Origin of the sequence: Paenibacillus sp. FSL L8-0708 (assembly GCF_038009325.1) — a bacterium.
Lineage (GTDB): Bacteria > Bacillota > Bacilli > Paenibacillales > Paenibacillaceae > Paenibacillus_AQ > Paenibacillus_AQ odorifer.
The window spans coordinates 6391002-6407542 of record NZ_JBBPBC010000001.1; the positions used below are offsets into that span (position 1 = coordinate 6391002).

Annotated in this window: 14 protein-coding genes and 1 riboswitch; of the genes, 3 read left to right on the forward strand and 11 right to left on the reverse strand. The window is 48.1% G+C overall.

Annotated features, from left to right (window positions below; translation table 11 throughout):
• Positions 1–63: 63 nt before the first annotated feature.
• The 6 genes from NYE58_RS30045 to NYE58_RS30070 all read right to left on the reverse strand — a co-directional run bounded on the left by NYE58_RS30045 (position 64) and on the right by NYE58_RS30070 (position 5684).
• A complete protein-coding gene (locus NYE58_RS30045) occupies positions 64–1401 on the reverse strand; it encodes a 5'-deoxyadenosine deaminase (protein WP_076130441.1) in 1338 nt (445 codons plus the stop codon).
• A 69-nt stretch (positions 1402–1470) separates the two neighbouring features.
• A riboswitch (purine riboswitch) is annotated at positions 1471–1569 on the reverse strand.
• 2065 nt (positions 1570–3634) lie between these two features.
• The gene (locus tag NYE58_RS30050) at positions 3635–4165 is read right to left on the reverse strand and encodes a GNAT family N-acetyltransferase (RefSeq protein ID WP_143762005.1); all 531 of its coding nucleotides are present in this window, start codon (positions 4163–4165) and stop codon (positions 3635–3637) included.
• Between the two features lie 142 nt (positions 4166–4307).
• Positions 4308–4748: a hypothetical protein gene (locus NYE58_RS30055; RefSeq protein WP_139330222.1), complete on the reverse strand. Its 441-nt coding sequence runs from the start codon at positions 4746–4748 to the stop codon at positions 4308–4310.
• Positions 4729–5031: a hypothetical protein gene (locus NYE58_RS30060; protein WP_051491084.1), complete on the reverse strand. Its 303-nt coding sequence runs from the start codon at positions 5029–5031 to the stop codon at positions 4729–4731. Before NYE58_RS30060 ends, NYE58_RS30055 begins: the two co-directional genes overlap by 20 nt.
• Positions 5028–5372, reverse strand: a complete 345-nt coding sequence (locus NYE58_RS30065) for a hypothetical protein (protein ID WP_036679724.1) — start codon at positions 5370–5372, stop codon at positions 5028–5030. The genes NYE58_RS30060 and NYE58_RS30065 overlap by 4 nt, the downstream gene beginning before the upstream one ends.
• Positions 5373–5396: 24 nt before the next feature.
• Positions 5397–5684, reverse strand: a complete 288-nt coding sequence (locus NYE58_RS30070; RefSeq protein ID WP_036679726.1) for a hypothetical protein — start codon at positions 5682–5684, stop codon at positions 5397–5399.
• Positions 5685–5879: 195 nt separating this feature from the next.
• Between NYE58_RS30070 and NYE58_RS30075 the strand changes: the two genes are divergently transcribed.
• Positions 5880–6395: a GNAT family N-acetyltransferase gene (locus NYE58_RS30075; protein ID WP_076278183.1), complete on the forward strand. Its 516-nt coding sequence runs from the start codon at positions 5880–5882 to the stop codon at positions 6393–6395.
• A 65-nt stretch (positions 6396–6460) separates the two neighbouring features.
• Here the strand turns inward: NYE58_RS30075 and NYE58_RS30080 are convergent, their stop codons facing one another.
• The 4 genes from NYE58_RS30080 to NYE58_RS30095 are packed head-to-tail and all read right to left on the reverse strand — an operon-like array spanning position 6461 to position 9733.
• Positions 6461–7192, reverse strand: a complete 732-nt coding sequence (locus tag NYE58_RS30080) for a sugar phosphate nucleotidyltransferase (protein WP_076208710.1) — start codon at positions 7190–7192, stop codon at positions 6461–6463.
• Positions 7193–7239: 47 nt separating this feature from the next.
• Positions 7240–7977 carry a glycosyltransferase family 2 protein gene (locus NYE58_RS30085; RefSeq protein ID WP_076219589.1) on the reverse strand — a complete coding sequence of 246 codons (738 nt, stop codon included), beginning with the start codon at positions 7975–7977 and terminating at the stop codon, positions 7240–7242.
• Positions 7974–8894 carry a glycosyltransferase family 2 protein gene (locus NYE58_RS30090; protein WP_341003777.1) on the reverse strand — a complete coding sequence of 307 codons (921 nt, stop codon included), beginning with the start codon at positions 8892–8894 and terminating at the stop codon, positions 7974–7976. Before NYE58_RS30090 ends, NYE58_RS30085 begins: the two co-directional genes overlap by 4 nt.
• Complete coding sequence (locus tag NYE58_RS30095) at positions 8891–9733, reverse strand: glycosyltransferase family 2 protein (protein ID WP_249267796.1); 843 nt, start codon at positions 9731–9733, stop codon at positions 8891–8893. The genes NYE58_RS30090 and NYE58_RS30095 overlap by 4 nt, the downstream gene beginning before the upstream one ends.
• 558 nt (positions 9734–10291) lie before the next feature.
• Here NYE58_RS30095 and NYE58_RS30100 point away from each other — a divergent pair.
• Together NYE58_RS30100 and NYE58_RS30105 are read left to right on the forward strand one after the other, a co-directional pair.
• Positions 10292–10609 (forward strand): transposase, encoded by a 318-nt coding sequence (locus tag NYE58_RS30100; protein ID WP_036683594.1) that lies wholly within the window; start codon positions 10292–10294, stop codon positions 10607–10609.
• Between the two features lie 11 nt (positions 10610–10620).
• Positions 10621–11484, forward strand: a complete 864-nt coding sequence (locus tag NYE58_RS30105) for an IS3 family transposase (protein ID WP_341004317.1) — start codon at positions 10621–10623, stop codon at positions 11482–11484.
• 254 nt (positions 11485–11738) lie between these two features.
• Here NYE58_RS30105 and NYE58_RS30110 read toward each other — a convergent pair whose 3' ends face one another.
• The gene (locus NYE58_RS30110) at positions 11739–16427 is read right to left on the reverse strand and encodes a WIAG-tail domain (RefSeq protein ID WP_076278182.1); all 4689 of its coding nucleotides are present in this window, start codon (positions 16425–16427) and stop codon (positions 11739–11741) included.
• Between the last annotated feature and the right edge of the window lie 114 nt (positions 16428–16541).

Below are 16541 nucleotides of genomic sequence, written 5' to 3' on the forward strand. Positions count from 1 at the left end.
AACAGGGGGTCCAGTGATCCCCTGCGAATGATAAGATATCCAAATCCGAATCGACCTCTCCCCTCAAACGATCGAGGTATGCGTGAGTAATCTTTTAATAGAACGGTTAGCTTCATTTAGTACAATTTCTTTATCCACAGTCTTTAGCAAACCTCTTTCCATCACGATCTCCCCGTCGATTATCGTTGTCTCCACATCTGCCCGCGTAGCGGAATATACAATTCTAGAGATGGGATCTACGTCGTAAGAGGGGAAGGTATGAAAATTGTAGAGATTCAGGAGCACTAGATCTGCTTTTTTGCCTACCTCGATACTCCCGATCTTATCCTCCATCCCTACGGCCTTCGCCCCACCAATAGTAGCCATACGGAATACACTGCGGGCATCCATGGTTGTGGGTCCGTGATGAGGCTTTTGAATAATCGCCGCCAATCGCATCTCATTAAACATATCCAGATTGTTATTGCATGGAGCGCCATCCGCTCCCAGACTAAGAGAAACATGCTCATGAAGCATCCCTGGTGTGTCGGCAATTCCGGAGGCCAATTTCAGATTGGAACCCGGGCAATGACTTACATGCACTCCTCGATCCCGCAAAATCCGCCGCTCCTCAGCATCCAGCCACACGCAATGCGCCAGTATAAGCCGTTCATTGGCTAATCCTAGATGATCCAGATAGACGATGTTACGCATGCCAGTCATGGCCTGCACAATCTCAATTTCCCCTAAATTCTCAGACGCATGAGTATGCACCTTCACATCGTATCTTGCGGACAGATCCCGCACCTCGGTTAATAAAGGCTCTGTACAGGAAATCACAAAACGTGGAGAAAATGCATACTGAATCCGGCCGTTTCCATAACCATTCCATTTTTCCAGTAGATCGACACTTTCCTGCAAAGAAGATGCGGTATCCTCCTGCAGCGCCTCAGGCACATCTCCCCCTTTTTGATCCATCATCACCTTGCCGGACAAGGCCCGGATTCCACTTTTAGCTATAGCCTGAAACGCAAAATCCGTATGATGGACAGTCTCCATATCCACAATCGTCGTCGTGCCGCTAGTGATCAGTTCGCCGATGCCAAGCATAGCCGAATAATAAAGGGATTCTTCATCATGCGCGGCCTCTAATGGCCAGATTCGTTTGCGCAGCCAATCCATCAGCTCCAGATCGTCCCCTTTACCACGGAATAACGTCTGGCATAAATGAATATGAGTCTGGATAAAACCCGGAATTAATGTACGGTTCGTAGCATCAATGATCTGCTCGTCGCCCTGCGGGATCAGGCCAGTGCCGATTTCAACGATGAGATCATCCTTAATCCGGACATCCCCGTGTATAATTTCCTCTTGCTTGTTCATCGTAATGATTTCGGCATTTTTGATCAAAATATTTCCCATAGCCTTCTCCCCCTCATTGAGTTAACTCCAGTACAACTTCACGCTTGTAACACAAAAAGGCCACAAAAATATGCCTGAGCATATTTTCGTAGCCAGAAATTTACGGTTCCCGGTAGAGACCCTTAAACCAATTATTAAGGATATACGAAAAAAAGACTATTCATTTGTAATTTGAATAGTCCAATAATAATCTAAAGACAGGTTTTGTGTCAATATACATTACACATAAAGTCGATTTTGTTTTATCAATACTGTTTCATTAAAGGAATTCAGTATTTTATGTTATGTTAAATAACATTATTCGATTTATGATCACGATTATTCTGTTTCAAGAAAATTTCGATCACGATACCTTATACTTTGCGTCAGATTTACTGTCAGGAAAACATAAAAAATAAGCTATCCAAGAGCTATTTCATGGCTTAAGAGACAGCCGTTTCGTTCGATTAGGTCGGCCATTTCGGACAGTATCTCTGCTTACTCTAACGCGTTATGCTAAACCGCTATGCATATAGCGCAATATGGTAAACTGGTCAGAGCCCGAAAGTGTACGTCTAACTCTATTCATCTAACTGACCTATGCCGACCCTACTGCTACTCAACTGCTACTTCTGCACTGCTTCGGCTTCTACACTACTCCTACTTCTGCACATCTACATTCTCCCTGCGCCTATACCACTGCTACGTCTACTGCTTCTGCTTCTACACTCCCCCCTACTTCTGCACTTCTACTTTCTCCTTGCGCCTATTACACTGCTACGTCTACTGCTTCTGCTACAACAACTACAACTCCAGCTCCTACACTACTCTTATTTCTGCACTTCTACTTTCTCCTTGCGCCTATTACACTGCTACGTCTACTGCTTCTGCTTCTACTACTGCCCCTACACTACTCTTATTTCTGCACTTCTACGTTCCCCTTGCGCCTATTACACTGCTACGTCTACTGCTTCTGCTTCTACACTCCCCCCTACTTCTGTACTTCTACTTTCTCCTTGCGCCTATTCCACTGCTACATCTACTGATACTGCTACAACAACTCCAGCCCCTACACTACTCCCACTTCTGCACTTCTACTTTCTCCCTGCGGCTATTCCACTGCTATGTCTACTGCTTCTGCTACTACTACTGCCCCTACACTACTCTTATTTCTGCACTTCTACGTTCCCCTTGCGCCTATTCCACTGCTATGTCTACTGCTTCTGCTACTACTACTTCTTCTGTACCGCTACTTTCCACTTGCGCCTACTCTACTGCCTACTTCGGCTTCTATTGTTCTCGCTACGTCTACACCACAGGTGAGTCATAATCCTCCATACTTTCGGACCCAGATGTCGCTATTTGCACATTTATCGCCTTTTGAGCATGGTTTCGGACTCCAGTGACGCTATTCCCTCGTTACAGGCCCATATGCAATGTGTTTTATAGCAATAGCTGCGCTGGAGTCCGATAGCATCCCAAATGTGGGAAAATTCCACGTTTAAGGTCATCTGGGTCCGTTACTATCGAGTCATACTCAACTGCTGATGCTTATGGACCCAGATGACGCTATTTGCATATTTTCGCTTATTGATCAGGGTTTCGGACTCCAATGACGCTATTTGCACATTTATCGCCTTTTGAGCAAGATTTCGGACTCCAGTGACGCTATTCCCTCGTTAAAGGTCCATATGCAGTGTGTTTTATACCAATAGCTGCGCTGGAGTCCGATTGCATCCCAAATGTGGGAAAATTCCACGTTTAAGGTCATCTGGGTCCGTTACTGTCGAGTCATACTCAGTCGCTGATGCTTATGGACCCAGATGACGCTATTTGCACATTTATCGCCTTTTGAGTAAGATTTCGGACTCCAGTGACGCTATTCCCTCGAAACAGGTCCATATGCAGTGTGTTTTATACCAATAGCTGCGCTGGAGTCCGATAGCATCCCAAATGTGGGAAAATTCCACGTTTAAGGTCATCTGGGTCCGATAGTGTCGAGTCATACTCTGCCACTGATGCTTTCGGACCCAGCTGACGCTATTTGCACACTTATCGCTTTTTGAGCATGGTTTCGGACTCATATGACGCTATTTGCAAATTCATCACCTTTTGAGCAGGGTTTCCGTAAGCGCAAATGCTACCTAATCAAACAAAGTTTTTGTTTAGAGAAAGGTGTTATTTTCACGAAAAAAAAGGATATCCCAGCAGCCATTTGATGGCTCATGAGATATCCTCTGGTTCTCTTGCTATGTTAAGCTTCCGAATTTCCGTGCTTTTCTAGAACCTTCTCGAACACCGGAAAATTAGCGGTGCGCCCCGGAAAAGTTACTTCACCCCTGCGATCATAACCTAACTTGGGATATAGGGCGAGTGCCCCAGTGTTCTTAGCATATGTATCCAGACGGATACTGGAATAACCATTCTGGCGAGCATATTCTTCTGCATAAGTGCTAAGACGGCGTGCAATTCCCTTCCCTTGAACTTCGGGATGCACAGCCAATCTATGCATAATTAAATGAGGCCCTTGCGTTTCAGTCCAGTCAATCTTCCCATACTGCTCAGATTGATGCTCGTCCAACACTAGAATGCCGGCCACCGCATTGTTCTCCTCACATACCCATAGATTGCCACGTTCAATATCAAGGGAGATGATCTCCCGGTTCGGATAATGCTCGTCCCACTGATCGCTGCCACCTGTTTGCATCACCTGTACGCATTTGGCAATCAGCTCCATAATTTCATCAATCTCATCTTTGCGTGCTCTGCGAATCTCAGTACCCAAGAATCATCCCTGCCTTCATCTTAACCTCATATTATTTTCACTTTCATTATGAAGTTTATCACATCGGCAGCGCAGCAAACCAGTCCGCACGAAAACCCCAAGACCCGCTCACGGACGGAGCGGATCTTGTCATCTGTGTCTCCTAGCTGAATTCCAGCTTATGCCCGTCCTCGAAGCCCTTGGCGAAACCGGCGTCGAACCCCACGTTGTATGCTTCGGTGTATCCCTGTTGAAAGGCGTCTGCCGGAGGCGTTTCCGGCGAAACGCCCAGCTCCGGGGGGAGCGGAATTACCTGTGGAGCAGGCGGAGCCTCGCTCACGGGTACCACAATCACCGGTGGCTGCGCAACCCTTACTTTACGAACAAGCTTGCGACGAAGTCTTCTTTTCTTGCGTAGCAATAGGCCTTTCTTTGACTTCCCATAACGAGCAGTTTTCCGGGCAAGAACTCTGCGGGATTTACGGGCTAGCCCTTTACGAACTTTTGCTTTCCGCGAGAGCAGCAATGTGCGTCTACGGGTTCTGCCTGAACGTAGCGTTCTGCGGCTTTTTTTCTTCATGCTTCTACTCCTCCTGTGCTCCATGTTCTCTGGAGGTTCCTACGGCGTATGCCTTGCTCAGCCATGGCGCAGCAGGAATTCCCCGTTTAGGACGATGTAGTGAAATCCCGGACATCATCCGGCACATCGCACTCTGATACCCACTTAAAATCCTGATATTGTCGCTCAATTTGCGGGCCGTCAACTCAGATTGCTCCGTCAATTCGGCGATGCTCTCCAAGATGGCCGCCAAAGCAGCCTGACTGCGCGAAATGGAGCGAATCATCTCCAGCTTGACGGCATGTTCAGAGAGACGGTCCCCGCTCATTTGCTGTCTTCTCCAAAACTAAAGCCATCACCTGACATGTCTCCAAAACCTTCCCCGCCACCATCGTCTTCACCACTGCCCAGCACTGCTTTTAAATTGCTGTAGAGTCCGTTCTCCAGTTTGGTCAGCCCTTCGACCATCTCCACGATGACCTCGTGTATAGAGAGGGACTCCTTCAGTTGCTCACTGTGGGAATCAAAGGCTCTAGCGTGGATATGATGCTGTGCCCACTGCTTTACCTTTTCAGCTTCAACCGCCTTAGCTTCCAGAATCAACGCAACGTTCCACTGGATGGCGGCGGTGGACTCCAGCATTTGCAGATAAGCCTTTTCTCTGCTCATCTTCCGCCTCCTGCTCCTATAGCGTTACTCTTCTTCTTGACCGTTCAATTCCTTAATCACTCTGCCTACCCCATCAGCCATCGCTTCTTCCAGATCTGCAAGTGCATTCAAGTAAGCAATAATATTCTTGTTTACCTGAGTTGAGCTTTCGATCATCCCGCTGATCCCATCAAAATCAGGCTCCGCATCTGGCAGATCGTGGACAATTTGCGACATACGGACAGCCACATGGCGCTCAGCATCTAGAATCCGCGCCATCTGTTCATGCGTATGGGCCATGTGCTGCAGGACTTTAGTTATTTTACTCTGCACCTTCATGTCTCCTTTGCTCAAACGCCCTGCTACAGCATATGCGGCAGGAGCCGGGACGGTGCCGGGATCCTCGACAAGTTAAGGCTCTATTCGTGACTGGAATGACATAAAAATTACGTTATTGCTAAGTACATTTAAAAGGATTAAAATGTGAAATGCACAATCCTGAGTTTACCAAAGGTTGGTGGGGAATATATGAAGCTTGAAAGCAAGCGTATCGATCTAATACCTTTAACTGCCCCAGAGCTCACGCTAGCAATAGATAACTATTCGGAGCTACAGCAGCAATTAGGCTTAGCTGCCATCAGTGCGGCGCTTGATGATGAAATGCAATATGCTATGCAGATCAGGCTAAAAAAGGTGCAGCAGGACCCCGACCATTACCTATGGTTAACGAACTGGGCCATCATCCATCGGGAAGATCAATGTATTATAGGATTCATTATCCTTAAAGGTTACCCGAATGAGAAAGGCGAGGTTATTCTAGGGTATGGGATTGATGAGAAATATAGAAGAAAAGGATATGCAACAGAGGCACTACACACAATTAATGCATGGATTTTCTCCCATCCCCAAGCTGTCTATGTAATCGCTGACACTGAAAAAGATAATACAGCCTCCCACAAAGTATTGGAGCGTCTAGGCTCTGAGAGATACAAAGAAACTGAGGATTTAATCTGGTGGAGGATTTCTAACCCTCGAGCTCTCTGAGTAACGTGTGATTTCAAAGCCCTTGCAGCTATCTATAGTAGGATTACAACAAAAAAAGCACTGCCTTATGGCAGTGCATCTTTTAACTTTTCCCCCGCCTCGTGTAAAGACTGGAACGTCCCCGCATCACTCCACCAATCCTTAAGCACATCATAACTAAGTCTGCGATCAGCGGCGTATATATTATTTACATCGGTAATCTCCAGCTCCCCCCTCTTGGAAGGCGATACCTGCCGGATGATATCAAATACAGCTTCATCGTACATATAAATACCAGTTACACAATAATTGGTCTTCGGATGCTCAGGCTTTTCTTCGATATAAGCAATCCATGCCGCATCTTGACTATCAAACACAGGTACACCGTATCTGCGCGCGTCCTCCACCGGCTTCAGCAACACCTTTGCAGTGCCCGCTGGCTGACGAAGATAACTCTCCACATAAGGCTTCAGATCATCCATAAAAAGATTATCCCCGAGCAATACAACAAATCGTTCCCCTGGGAAAATGAACCCTTCTGCTAAATCAAGCGCCTCGGCAATGCCTCCGGCAGCTTCCTGAATTTTATAGGTCAGAGATACACCAAATGCAGCACCGCTGCCTAAAAAATCCGTGTACAGGCCAGCAGACTGCTTGCTTATGACCAGAAGAATGTCGGTAATTCCTCCCCGGCGAAGCCGGTCTATGCCGTAACAGACCATAGGATATTTGCCGACCGGAAGCAAATGTTTGTTCATAAGCCGGGTCAGCGGTTGAAGTCTAGATCCTGTTCCGCCCGCCAGTATGACTCCTTTCACTTACTTTCCTCCTCTTTATCTACGTCCTTTGCCTTCGGATCTGCACTTCATATAAAATTAATAGGATCTACATTCCATTTATCTATAAAGATCTTGCGATTTCGTTCCACCAGTACTTGCAGTCCGGTATTGTAAACTTGCTTGAAACTTGCACTTCCTTCATGGTGCACCAAGCAATCCCCGGCGATAAGCAGCCGATATCCCTTTATCCTGGCGCGATAACAATAATCATCATCTTCGTAATGTCCAGGTGAGAATCTCTCATCCAGTAGACCTACGGAAGTTAGCAGCTCTCTTTTGAATAAAAAACATAATCCTACCAGCCGTCTCGTCTCCAGCCATTTCTGGGGATTTGGAAGGTTCGCCCTCTCAGCAGCCTGATGAAAACCTATCAGACCTTCATAATCGGTCTTCACCTGTTGACGTCCACTGGCATAGTTTGTGACTGGTCCAACAATACCTACATCAGGAGCACTATATAGAGCCCTCTTCAGATTAGTTAACCATCCTTGAGACACCACTACATCGTTATTCAGCAGCAGGACTTCATCACCTGACGCTAGCTGTAGCCCCAAATTGCATGCAGTTGGAAAGCCGCGATTGTCTGGCAATGAAATAAACGTTAGATGATTCGCACGGCAATAGGTGTCTGTTCCGTCCGTTGAAGCATTGTCCACTACGATAATCTCATAAGGCGGCGGAGTGTAGGCACGAATAGATTCCACACAGGCCCGCAGCAAGGGCAGCGCATTGTAGGTTGGAATAATAATACTCGTCAGCGTCATATCCGATTCCTCCAAGCGGCTACCTGTCTGCGGTACTCACGCTGTGTTTCACTACTTAGCAGACCGCCAGCTTTTCGCCGGGAAAGAACCTCATGTAGAGCCTCAGCATGATCTCCTATGATCAGTTTTTCCACAGCATTTCCAACCCCTGTATTTGCCTTGCGCAGCCGATTATGTTTAATAACATTTACCGTTCCTACCTTCTCCACCCGTAACTTTTCTAATACAGAGCGAGCTTGGGCTTTAGGTGGAACCATTAATTCACGGTAGCCTATGGTCTCAAGCGCATGCCGCGAAAGCGCATGAGGAACAGCTGTCATAGAGCTAACCCCGAGATCGTACCTATCCAGAGCATAATTCAGAAACAGTTTGCTGCGGGTGACATCATCACATAATCCAAAGGAAGGCATCAGTGAGTCTAAATCATTAAGAGCTACATCAATTCCGCGATCTACAGCCGCCGTGAATGAAACGAGCTGAGAGGCCGGAATGACCATATCTCCATCCAGAAAAAGCAATATATCCCCGCGACTCAGCTTTGCACCGATAGCCCGGCCCACATCATGTCCGACAGACTCTGGGCAGTGTACTACAATGGCTTGACGATGTTGTCTAGAAATAGGAAAAGAGTTATCACTGCAGCCATTAAGTACGACGATAATTTCTGCAGGTTCAAGCCGTGCAACCTGATGCAGCAGACGGGACAAGGTCTGCTCCTCATTACGCGCGGAGATAATGACTGACAAAGTCCCGCGTAACTTCGGTAATTTCAGAGTCTCCTTGCCTGCCTTCGATTGCCGAGACAGAAGCGGGCGAGCAGCAGCGTTGGCTTTTACAGAGCGATTGGCTGACCTGTGACGGATTGGGCGTTTCTTTGCCGTTCGAGCTACTGTGCCTCGTAAAGTTGCAACCATCATCTCACCATCTCTCTGCGCCGGGCTCCGTCGCCAAAGCCCGCTCTGTTCCCCCGATGTTCCAGCAAGAGGGATACAGCCTCCATATGATCCGCTGTAATCAACTGCTGCAATGGATCTATGCCGTCTTCCTTGCGCCTCACCGCATTTAACTTCCCTACAGGTACTTTGTGAGCGGCTACCACATGCAGTCCACTAAGAATTGCCTGGGCATGCGCCAGTGGAGGACGTGATAATGAATCGCTCCCTAAAATATCAAGTGCTCTGCGGCTGATTGCGTGCGGAACTGCCGTCATCGAACATCCCTTCAGATCTGGACGGCCAAGCAGAATATTCAGTGCATGTTTAGACAGCACCACCGGATGGGGGGACAGCTTCCGGACCGGACCGGAATAATCATTAAGCGCTATGTCCACTCCACCACTAACAGCAGTGACGTAAGGACGCAGCCCCGAAGCAGGTATCACCAAATCTCCATCTGTAAACAATAGGATTTCTCCCTTGGCTGCCTCAGCTCCCACACTACGGCCAGCGTCGTGTCCAAGCGGCAACTCATAGGAAATAACACGCGCACCTAGCGATTGTGCAATCCCTGCCGTTTGATCAGTGGATCCATTCACGACCACAATTACCTCGCAGCGCGGATGGACCCCTCTGGCTCCAGATATCACTCCCGCAATGGTCTGAGCTTCATTCATGGCTGGAATAATAACCGAAACATAGGGATTAGGATGGTTAACTATAGGGACTACAGCGACTTGCCGCACTGGGCGTGAAGTCCGCCGCTTCATCCGAGAGACCCGCCGCCCTGTGCGGCGGGCAGAAGTTCGTTTGGGCTTCATGCTCATCCACCTTCCTTACAGAGCCAATTCTTCAGGCTGAGGGTTACATCACAGTTTATGTACTATAACGCACAGGGTAACGGCAATTGTCTCCTGTCGTTCTGAAAACAGGACAAATGTACTCCCCACCAAACTTCGGCTTAGATACATTGCGCATAGCCAGCTGCCGCGGACACAACCTGCGGCGGTAACGAACGCAGTAACGCAGCAGGGGGATTAGGTTAGGACGCTATCGGACACAACCGAATCCGCATCAGGTAATTGTACTTTAGCGCTATCGGACACAGCCGAATCCACAACGGATGATTATACTTTGGCGCTATCGGACACAACCGAATCTGCAGCGGATGATTATACTTTGGCGCTATCGGACACAGTTGCTCCTATTCGCCGCATTATCACACTTTTAGATTATTAACGGACTCCATAGCAGCTATTGGCATCAAAAGAACCCAATAAGGCTCTATTTCTATACAATAGCGTCACTAGTGAAGCTAGAATAAAAAGTGGACAGTAGTTAACAGACTGGCGATAATGAGTCCACGGAGGTGTGTTCACATGGGAGAACATCGACAACGGTATAACGAAGAATTTAAAAAACAGACAGTGCAGTTCATTCAAGAGCAAACAAAGACAGTGGGCGACTTGGCGGAAGAGCTCAACATCCCAAAAAGTACCCTGCATCAATGGATGAGCCAGTATCGAGAACTAAAGAATGAACCGGCAGCTAGCGTGGATCGAGTACGGGAACTCGAGGCACAGTTGAAAGAAATGAGCCGTCAACTTCAAGAAAAAGATAACAAGATTGCCGATGTGGAAGAGGAATTAGCGATCGTAAAAAAAGCAGTGCACATCTTCAGCAAACCAAGGAACTGAGATTCCAGTTTATTGAAAAACATCGCTCCGAGTTTCTCTTGGAGAAGATGTGCATGACCCTACATGTGTCACGGAGCGGGTACTACAAGTGGCGGACAGAAAAAAACAGTACGCATATGCTTCGTAAGGCTGCGATAATGAAGCGAATTCAGTATCATTTTGCAGACCATCAAAAGCGGTATGGGAGTCCGAAGATCACCCGCCTGTTACATCAAGAAGGTTATACCGTTACCGAACGCACGGTGAGTGTGTACATGCGACATATGAAGCTTCGCTCCATTGTCTCCAAAACGTATCGCGTACAGACCACTGACTCCAATCATGACCATCCGATTGCCCCGAATACGCTGAACCAGCAATTTAAAATACTCAAACCCAATTCAGTATGGGTTACCGACATTACGTACATTCCTTGCCGGGGAGGGCGCTTGTACCTGGCTAGTGTAATGGACCTTTGCACGCGCGAAATCGTGGGGTGGCGCTTGGAGAACCATATGGAAACTAGCTTAATTTCGGGCGCCTTACAAGATGCTTACGAAGCTAAACAACCGGAAAAGGGTCTATTACATCACTCCGATAGAGGTTCTCAATATACTTCTCATGAATACAGGCAGCAGTTGAAAGCGTATGGCATGGAGTCCAGCATGAGCCGCAGAGGTAATTGTTATGATAACGCCTGTATCGAGTCGTGGCACAGCATTTTGAAAAAGGAGCTCATTTATTGTAATCCACGCTTCAAAACTAAGGAGCAAGCCTACCAGACACTTTTTCAATATATTGAGTTTTATTATAACCGCAAGCGAATGCATGGCGCGCTGGGGTATCTTTCTCCAGTTCGTTTTGCTGAGCAATTGACTAGAATGTCTGTTGCGTGACTGTCCACTTTCTTGACAGAGGTCCATAGAGTCCGAAACCAGCCTCAAAAGACAACAAACCTGCAAATAACGCCATTTGGGTCCGTAAGTAGTAGCAGATGTTTAGACTACCAGGTATCGGACAGAGCCGCAGCCACAGCGATTGATTAAACCCGGCAATGCTGACAAGTACCGTTCCCAACAAAAAAACAGAGCAGCGATCTCCAATAAGGAGATTCGCTGCTCTGCTGTTTTTAAGAGGAACTGCTTAAGGTTCAATCAAATACACGATCATCTGCTGCCGGTTTAGCTAAGGGAGCACCTATAGCAATCCAAGAGATAACCCCATAGAAATGCGGAGTTTCGCGCAACCGCACCACTTGAATCACTGCTTCTCCATTGGCTCTGCTCTTTAAGGAAGCATAGAAGTAAGGCTGATTGGTCATGGCAACAAGCACATAACCCGTATGCCCAAAGCTCTCATCAAACGATACGGTCACCTCTACACTCTCTGCATCCCCATTGAACATAAATGCTGTCATTCCAAACTGCTGTAGTGCTTCTCGCTTCCCAGCTGTCTGAATCGGACTGAAGGACAGATGATCTGTATTTACAGAGTTCGGTGCCAGATGAGTCCCGTTTACTGCACCTGGGGAAATATGATATTCCTGAACACTTTCTTCTTCCAGATGGCGGGCTTGAATCGCAAACGAAGAGATTTTGGATGCTACTACTGCTTCATCCTGAAGCTCTGTTGTCCCTACTGCACCTTCTGTCAGATGAGCGGACTCGATACTACCTTCCTTCAGCTTAGCTCCGTTGATACTGCCATCCGGGAGCAGGGCTGAGCTGCGTGTTTCATCTGCAAGATGTTCTAATTTGATGATGCCAGGCTGCAAATGCCGATCTGCCACGATCTTGTCAGCAAGATGCTCTCCGTAAACACTCCATGGTTGTAAATGTGAGGAACTCACGGAGCCTTCAGCGAGTTTTTCTTCCGTAATGCTGCCATCCGGCAACAAATCCGCACTGCGTACCTCTTCTGCCAAATGCTTCAGCGTGATGCTGTCCGATCGAATATGGCGGCCATCCACCGCATCCCCGGCCAAATGACCTCCAGAGACGCTGCCTTGGGCTAAATGGAAAGACTGAATCGTCGCGACTTCAATCTTCTCGCCTGTAATACTGCCTTCCGGCAATAAATCAGCGCTGCGCACTTCTTCTGCCAAATGATTCAGAGTAATGCTTCCAGCACGGATATGGCGGCTATCTACCGCATTCCCCCCTAAGTGTCCCCCATAGACACTGCCAGGAGCCAAATGGTAGGCAGTAATAGATCCACCCTCCAACTTTTTACCGGTAATGCTGCCATCCGGCAGTAACTCGGAGCTGCGTACCTCTTCCGCTAGATGTGCTAGCTTGATCTCACCTTTTCCAATATGGAGACCTTCTACTGCAGACGGACTCAGATGAGTTCTATCCACACTGCCAGGCACTAGATGAATTGCTTCTACGGAGGCTTCCGCCAGCTTCACCCCGGTAATGCTTCCGTCTGGCAGCAGCTCGGAGCTGCGTACCTCATCTGCCAGATGTGCTAGCTTGATCTCACCTTTTCCAATATGGCGTCCTTCTATTGCAGACGGACTCAGATGAGTTCCCTCCACGCTTTCAGGTACAAGGTGATTCGAATTTATGGATGCTTCCGCCAGTTTCTCCCCAGTAATGCTACCGTCTGGCAGCAAATTGGAGCTGCGTGTTTCTTCGGCCAAATGAGCCAGCGTGATCTCACCATATCGGATATGACGTCCTTCTATTGTGTCCGGACTCAAATGACTGCCATCTACGCTTCCAGGCACCAGATGATTAGAATTTACGGATTCTTCCGCCAACTTCTCCCGAGTGATGCTACCGTCTGGCAGCAAGTCAGCGCTACGTGTTTCTTCGGCCAGATGAGCTAACGTAATCTCACCTTTTCCAATATGGCGCCCTTCGACAGAACCTGAGCTTAGATGAACGCCTTCCACACTGCCAGGTACTAGATGATTTGAATTTACGGAAGCATGTGCCAGCTTTACTCCAGAAATACTACCGTCTGGCAGCAATTTAGAGCTGCGTGTTTCTTTTGCCAAATGAGCCAGCGTGATCTCACCGTATCGGATATGACGTCCTTCAACTGTGTCTGGGCCTAAATGGCTGCCATCCACACTGCCAGGCACTAGATGTATAGAACTTACAGATTCTTCCGCCAGCTTCTCTCTAGTAATGCTACCGTCTGGCAGCAGATCAGCGCTTCGGGTTTCATCGGCGAGATGAGCTAGGGTAATCTCACCTTTTCCAATATGACGTCCTTCGACGGAACCTGAACTCAGATGTCCGCCTTCCACACTTCCAAACACTAAATGAATAGAATCCACAGATGCTCCCGCCAGCTTCTTCCCGGTAATACTGCCTTCAGGCAGCAAGTCGGAGGTATATGCATCTGCAGCCAGATGAGCAAGCGTGACCTCACCCGGTAGGATATGTCGACCTTCTACAGAACCCGAGTTCAAATGGCTTCCGTTCACACTTCCAGGCAGGAGATGGTTGGAATCTACCGATCCTTCTGCCAGCTTCTCCCCAGTTATGCAGCCGTCTGGCAGCAACTCAGAGCTACGTACCTCTTCCGCCAGATGAGCCAGCGTGATCTCACCCGGTAGGATATGACGGCCTTCAATGGTATCGATACACAGATGGCTGCCGTCTACACTACCAGGTGAAAGATGCTGAGAATCCACGGCACCTTTTACCAGCTTAGAGCTATTAATACTGCCCTCTTGGATTTGAACTGCAGAAATAGAATTCGGAAGGATATGACCATTCCCGATAGACAACGGCCGGATATGCGCCCCACTGACACTGCCGGGATTCAAATGTCTACTTTGAACAGCACTTTCGCTTATGGTTTTCGAACTCACAGCATTTACCGACAAATGCTCCGCTTGAACTGCTGACGCCGCCAGTTTACTGGATTCTATGCTGCCGTCTGCAAGCTTAGCCGAAGTGACTGCTAAATCACTGATTTTATCCGTTGAGACACTTTCCGGTGAAAGCTTCAACGAGGTCACTGCATGATCGGCCAGATGATGAGGCTGCACGGCTCCTGCTGCCAGGTGAATTTCTCTCACCGCAGCGGAAGCCAGCTTATCTCCTGAAACTGAGCCCGACTGAATCGCAGCGGAAGTCACACTATTTTCACCAAGATGTCTTCGTTCCACGGCTCCCGTGGCCAAATGATCCTTATTTACCACAGCATCCTGCAATACACGGCCGCTCACACTGGCATCCGCCAGATGTTTTTCCTCCACTGTACAAAAAGCGATATGTTCACCACTGACTACTTCACGCGCAATCGTGCTGCCAATCACTGCACCCGCTGCCAGCTTAGCTGCATTTACACTTCCATCTGCCAACTTGGCTGAAGTAACGCTCTGTGCACGAAGATGCTCCCCACCCACAGATTCTGAAGCCAGCTGTTCTCCAGTCACAGCACCGGAAGATAAATGTTGAGTCTGAATAGCTTCTTCCTTGAGCTGCTCCGAGCCGACCGCTTCCGCAGCTATATGCGAATGATTCACTGCTTCGCGTTCCAGATGAATAGAAGTTATGGCTTGCATAGCAATTTGCGGTCCGCGAATGGCGGATTTAGCAATATGTCTTGTGGTCACTGCTTCGTCTGCCAACTTATGTGGGAGAATGCTTTGGTCAGCAATTTTGGACGAGGTTACCGCTTGCTCCACTAACTGCGCAGTCCCTACTGCACCCTCAGCCAGCTTTAAAAAAGAGATGCTGCGGTCAGCCAAATGCCGACTTGATATTTCGCCATCACCGATATGATTACCATTCACACTTTCTGGGCTTAAATGGATGCTTCTCACGACATCTGCACCAAGTTGCTTGGAGCCTATGGCTCCATCAGCTAAATGTCCGCCTTCGATAATACCCGTCTGCAGCTGTTCCTTACCGATCAATTTGCTGGCAAGCTGATCAGAACCAATCGCTCCCGGGGCCAGATGTCTGGCGGTTATCAAGGCGTCGCTAAGATGGCGGCCTTCAATGACAGCATCCGCTAGCTTTGAGCTGCTGATTTCACCATCAGCTATTTTATCGCCAGATACCGCTGCATCGGCCAGCTTGGAACGGTCAACACTGCCGTTTGCTAGGTGGCGGCTTGTGATGCTGCTGCTTCCTATTTTGTCACTAGTAACGGCTCCATCTTCCAGTAAATCCGCAGTAATAATCAAATCGCTTAAATGGCGGCTCTCAATAGCTTTATCTGCAATTTGACCGCCGCCTATAATCCGATCAGCCAGCTTCTCTGGACTAATACTGCCATTTTTCAGCTTCTCTCCACTGATCGAATGATCCAGCAGCTTACCGCCACTAACGCTTCCTTCTGCTAAATGCTCGCCCACAATCGATTCTGGTGCGATTTTTGCAGAAGTGACTGCCTTGTCCGCGATATTGATACTCTGTACAGCGTAATCTTGCAGCCAAGGTGTACCAATAATGCCGAACTTTAGCTTAGAACCGTCAATGGTACGTGGAGCGATTTTGGCTCCGGTCACCGCTGCATCCGAAAGATCATCTGTATAAACGGGCTGAAAACGTTCTTTCTCTGGAGGAGCGAACCATACGGTTTCAGGAAGATTATCCGCCTGTTTCTGAAGCTGCGCTTCCTCTATAAGCTCCGGCTCCAATTGTAGAACTGGAGCAGAAGTTGGCTCCTCTAAAACGACTTCAGCTATTGCTCCCCCACTTACCTGAACTTCCGCGATCTCTGCTTCACTGACTCCGTCACTGTTATTCCCCGAGCTTCTAGAGCTGCTTTTGGTATCCAGCATACTCAGTTCCTCTTTATTGGGATTATCTACAAAATAGAGTCGTTTCTGTGGACTGCGCGGCTGCTTTTTTTTGGAACCCCTCACAAGCAGTCTCCTCCTTCCATCTAATGTTTCTCCTAGGCATCATATGCAGCGGTATGGGCTTATGACACCCTTTTGCGATGAGGCCTTCATAAGATTATGTATAAAAAAAGGCAT

Coding starts and splice junctions, on each gene's coding strand:
- NYE58_RS30075 (WP_076278183.1), top strand. CDS start 5,880: ATGAAGCTTGAAAGCAAGCGTATCGATCTAATACCTTTAACTGCCCCA.
- NYE58_RS30090 (WP_341003777.1), bottom strand. CDS start 8,894: ATGATGGTTGCAACTTTACGAGGCACAGTAGCTCGAACGGCAAAGAAA.
- NYE58_RS30055 (WP_139330222.1), bottom strand. CDS start 4,748: ATGGAGCACAGGAGGAGTAGAAGCATGAAGAAAAAAAGCCGCAGAACG.
- NYE58_RS30085 (WP_076219589.1), bottom strand. CDS start 7,977: ATGACGCTGACGAGTATTATTATTCCAACCTACAATGCGCTGCCCTTG.
- NYE58_RS30060 (WP_051491084.1), bottom strand. CDS start 5,031: ATGAGCGGGGACCGTCTCTCTGAACATGCCGTCAAGCTGGAGATGATT.
- NYE58_RS30065 (WP_036679724.1), bottom strand. CDS start 5,372: ATGAGCAGAGAAAAGGCTTATCTGCAAATGCTGGAGTCCACCGCCGCC.
- NYE58_RS30095 (WP_249267796.1), bottom strand. CDS start 9,733: ATGAAGCCCAAACGAACTTCTGCCCGCCGCACAGGGCGGCGGGTCTCT.
- NYE58_RS30045 (WP_076130441.1), bottom strand. CDS start 1,401: ATGGGAAATATTTTGATCAAAAATGCCGAAATCATTACGATGAACAAG.
- NYE58_RS30100 (WP_036683594.1), top strand. CDS start 10,292: ATGGGAGAACATCGACAACGGTATAACGAAGAATTTAAAAAACAGACA.